Source organism: Metabacillus rhizolycopersici (genome assembly GCF_020075705.1).
The window spans coordinates 1-3755 of record NZ_JAIQUM010000162.1 but is presented as its reverse complement, the minus strand read 5'-3'; the positions used below and the strand labels follow the sequence as shown (position 1 = coordinate 3755).

At 35.1% G+C, this 3755-nt stretch carries 5 protein-coding genes; 1 reads left to right on the top strand and 4 read right to left on the bottom strand.

Annotation, left to right across the window (positions count from 1 at the left end; genetic code table 11):
• Positions 1–170: 170 nt before the first annotated feature.
• Positions 171–443 (bottom strand): DUF2277 domain-containing protein, encoded by a 273-nt coding sequence (locus K9V48_RS27355; protein WP_224142220.1) that lies wholly within the window; start codon positions 441–443, stop codon positions 171–173.
• Positions 444–573: 130 nt separating this feature from the next.
• Positions 574–1119, bottom strand: coding sequence for a DUF4240 domain-containing protein (locus K9V48_RS27350; RefSeq protein ID WP_224142219.1), 546 nt, complete (start codon positions 1117–1119; stop codon positions 574–576).
• A 418-nt stretch (positions 1120–1537) separates the two neighbouring features.
• Here K9V48_RS27350 and K9V48_RS27345 point away from each other — a divergent pair, with 418 nt between their 5' ends.
• Positions 1538–2290: a metal-binding protein ZinT gene (locus tag K9V48_RS27345; RefSeq protein ID WP_224142218.1), complete on the top strand. Its 753-nt coding sequence runs from the start codon at positions 1538–1540 to the stop codon at positions 2288–2290.
• A 170-nt stretch (positions 2291–2460) separates the two neighbouring features.
• Here the strand turns inward: K9V48_RS27345 and K9V48_RS27340 are convergent, their stop codons facing one another.
• Both K9V48_RS27340 and K9V48_RS27335 read right to left on the bottom strand, forming a co-directional pair.
• Positions 2461–3099, bottom strand: a complete 639-nt coding sequence (locus K9V48_RS27340) for an O-methyltransferase (RefSeq protein ID WP_224142221.1) — start codon at positions 3097–3099, stop codon at positions 2461–2463.
• Positions 3086–3466: a hypothetical protein gene (locus K9V48_RS27335; protein WP_224142217.1), complete on the bottom strand. Its 381-nt coding sequence runs from the start codon at positions 3464–3466 to the stop codon at positions 3086–3088. Before K9V48_RS27335 ends, K9V48_RS27340 begins: the two co-directional genes overlap by 14 nt.
• Positions 3467–3755: the final 289 nt, after the last annotated feature.

Genomic DNA, 3755 nt, shown 5'->3' with positions numbered 1-3755 from the left:
TTCAATCTCTACATTTGAATAGGTGAAATACATACAAAAATCCCTCGTTTTCATTTGATTTACGAGGGATTTTATCGAGATTTTCGCATTTTGTCCATAGACAATTTTGTTTTTCAACAGTATGAAAGAATAGAAAAATTATATATAATTTTTCTATTCTTTTGTTCTCACTAATTCGTTCCAAATCTTTTAGCTGCTCTTTCACGCGCACGCTCAGCTTCGACTTCACGATTCCGAGGTTCAGCACTGGTTTCCAACGTGTTCAATAGGTTTCTAGAAACCATTGCGATCTCATTAACTGCACGATTAAACGCTTCCTCGTTCACTTTTGATGGCTTATTATAGCCCGTTATCTTTCTGATGTACTGAAGAGATGCTGCATGGATCTCTTCATCGGTAGCTGGGGGGTCGAAATTAAATAATGTTTTAATGTTTCGGCACATAAAAGTGTCTCCTTTTTGTTTTTATTTTATCTACATTCTATCCTTAGCTTGTCTCGTAGAATGTAGACAAAAAGAGCTACTTAACATACATAATGTTTCAGGAACTTTACTTTAGACCGTTTTATATTTTTTATCCTAGTGGATCTTCTCCAAACCTTTCCCATAGAACAGGAAATAGATTTTCCAAATCATCTTCTTCCCAATCAAATTCTATGTCAGTTACTGATTGTAGCCCCTTCTTGTCAAGAGCTTCTACTAATTCATCATATATATCGTCGTCCCATTCAATATCACCTGTCTTTATAAGCGTATAGGTATCCATTCCAACCGAAAGCAATTCTTCATTTTGAGGGAAGCCTTCATCATCAAGATTATCTTCATTTATGTATTCTGCTAAAAATTCGTGGTCTTCCATTACTTTGTTATATATTTCTTCTCCCTGTCCAATCAGCCATCCTCTAAAATAATCAAAAGTATCATCAGAACAGCCGTCCATCAAAACAAATGCCGCTCCCCATAAACGAGATTGATAACTAGTGTTCATTAATTGTTGAAATAAAAATTCAAAGTCTAATGCTTCTTTTAATCCCCTTTGAACTAATTCCTCTGTTAACCATTCAGCTTGATCAAAATCTCTGGACTTTTCAATTAATCTCCAAAATTCCTTCTTTTCCAATATATACGCCCTTTCTTATTTCATCTATGAAAGTTATTCAGTTTTATCAGGAAATTCCTTTAAACAAAAGAAGCGCATGAGATATGGTATCTACATCTACTTTTGTTAAAATAAACTCCTTCATCCCTCACTAACTTCAGAACAAGTGTTTGTGTATTTTCATTATACCAAAAGGCTTATCCGATTTACCATATTTGAACAAAAATTTTTTCGACAAAAAAGCTATTTATCCCCCACTTATCCGCTATCTCATCTTGAAGATGAAGGTCTTCTGGCTAGAAAAGATAAACACTACAAAAAACAAATCATAATCATTACGTTTTATATTGACGAAAAATTTAAAACATAGTATATTCACAAAGTATTAATAGTAATGATTACGATTTATACCATTTATTAAAAAGGAGATATTTTATTTATGAAAAAGAAACTGATCAAATCAATATTTGTGTTTTTCTTATTGGGCATGGTCCTTGTAGGCTGTCAAGAAAAAGGAGATACGCCTGTCGAAAATACTTCCTCAACTTCTGAACCTACTTCTTCTGATTCTCATTCTGAATCTACAGAAGATAGCAATCATGATCATGACCATTCTCATAGCCATGACCATGATCACGCTGATGAAAAGCAGAAAGAAATCTATTCAGGGATATTTGAGGATGACGAAGTGGAAGATCGGGAATTATCAGATTGGGAAGGCGACTGGCAATCAGTCTATCCATACTTATTAGATGGAACGTTAGATGAGGTCTTACAGAAAAAAGTAGAAACAAACAAAGATAAAACCTTTAAAGAGTACAAAGACTATTATAAGGTTGGGTATGAAACAGACATTGAACGAGTCGTGATAAAAGATGATACGATGACATTTTATAAAAATGGCGAAGGTAAAACAGGAGAATATGAGTATCATGGATACGAAATTTTGACTTATGAATCCGGAAATAAAGGTGTCCGTTATTTATTTGATTTAGTTGGAGAAGCAGATGGTGCACCAAGACATGTTCAATTCAGTGATCATAGTATTTATCCAACAAAAGCAGAGCATTACCATATTTATTTTGGAGATGAAGATCATAACACTCTCTTAAATGAATTAGACAATTGGCCAACTTATTATTTTTCTAATCTAAGTGGAGACGAGATTGTAGAAGAAATGAATGCTCATTAAGTTTGCCATGCTTTTCTTATTTCGTTCGATAGTAGTAACTTTATTTTAAACCCATACAAAAATGTTGTTCCACAATCACTCCTGGTTGTGGAACAACACAAAAAATCCGCAAAAATCATTTCTCAGTTTTTGGCCTACAGTACCCAAAGCGAGTACCACAGATTTTCTTTTTATTTCTTTACTGTTGAAATTGTCATACCATCGCCGATTGGAAGAAGCAGTGATTCCAATTGAGGATGATTGGCTACAGTTTCATTGAAATTCTTCATTAACTCCGTGTATTTTTTCTGTTTAGCATTTTCATCTACCACACTCCCGCCCGCAAGTACGTTGTCAGTAACGATTAAAGAACCCGGTTCTGCTAGTCTTATGCAGTATTCTAGGTAATTTTCATAATTTCCTTTGTCAGCGTCGATAAAGAAAAAATCAAATTGCTTATTTTCACCAACAAGTTTTTCAAGGCTTTGTAAGGCTTCTCCTGTCATATACGAAACTTGTTCTCCAAAGCCAGCTTTCGATAGATTTTGATGTGCTAGTTCTGCGTAACTCTCCATTAGCTCAAGAGACGTTAATTTTCCCTCTCCACCGAATCCTCTCGCAAGACAAATTCCACTATATCCCCCAAGAGCCCCTATTTCCAAAACATTTTTAGCCCCTGAAATGGAAACAAGCATGGTCAGAAGTTTTCCAGAAGAAGGAGATACGGACATGGAACGCATTCCATTTTCTTTTATCGAGGAAAGGACTACCTCTAAAAGAGCGTCTTGCTTATGAAATACTACATCAATATAATCGTTAGTTTTTTTCATCCTCTTCATCTACTTTCTCCCCATCAGTTAGTGACTCTTTACACGTTTCCGATCCTTCATTTTTCTTTTCATCTATTTCCATTTCTTCTATTTCATGTAGTTCAAATAATTGCACAAATTCATTGATGACAGTATCGATGGCTTTTAATTCACCGACTAAAATTGGATTAATCGATTGTAGCTCTGGTGTCTCTAACTGTTTTTTCAATGTCGAACGTTTAAGATTCAATATTTCTAAAAACGCAATCGCTCTTCCTCGACGAAACGTTTTTGCACCACGCTGGTGAGATTTATGGCCTTTGCCTCTATAACGTTCACCACGATGATTTCCCTCTTTTTTAAAATCCTTATATTCTTCATTTCTCATTATAAACACCTCTCCTTTGTATACGTTTGTATACGAACCATTACAACTTAATCGTATACATTTGTATACACAATTGTCAAATAGAACATCATAAGTAAAGAAATTGGTTATTCTTTAATGACAATCAACCGGAATAATCGTTCTCATAACTCTAATCCTTAAGAACAAAAGCGCAAGCGCCTTGATCAGCCCCGACAAGCATAAGACGCTTTTGAATAGAAGGTGTACTTTGCCTTCAATTCAAAAGTGGCTTAGACCCAAGAGGGGCTAGGCGCTGGAGCTGGATGGC

Excerpts from the sequence above, each read along its gene's own strand:
- K9V48_RS27355 (WP_224142220.1), bottom strand. The coding sequence starts at position 443 with ATGTGCCGAAACATTAAAACATTATTTAATTTCGACCCCCCAGCTACC.
- K9V48_RS27345 (WP_224142218.1), top strand. The coding sequence starts at position 1,538 with ATGAAAAAGAAACTGATCAAATCAATATTTGTGTTTTTCTTATTGGGC.
- K9V48_RS27340 (WP_224142221.1), bottom strand. The coding sequence starts at position 3,099 with ATGAAAAAAACTAACGATTATATTGATGTAGTATTTCATAAGCAAGAC.
- K9V48_RS27335 (WP_224142217.1), bottom strand. The coding sequence starts at position 3,466 with ATGAGAAATGAAGAATATAAGGATTTTAAAAAAGAGGGAAATCATCGT.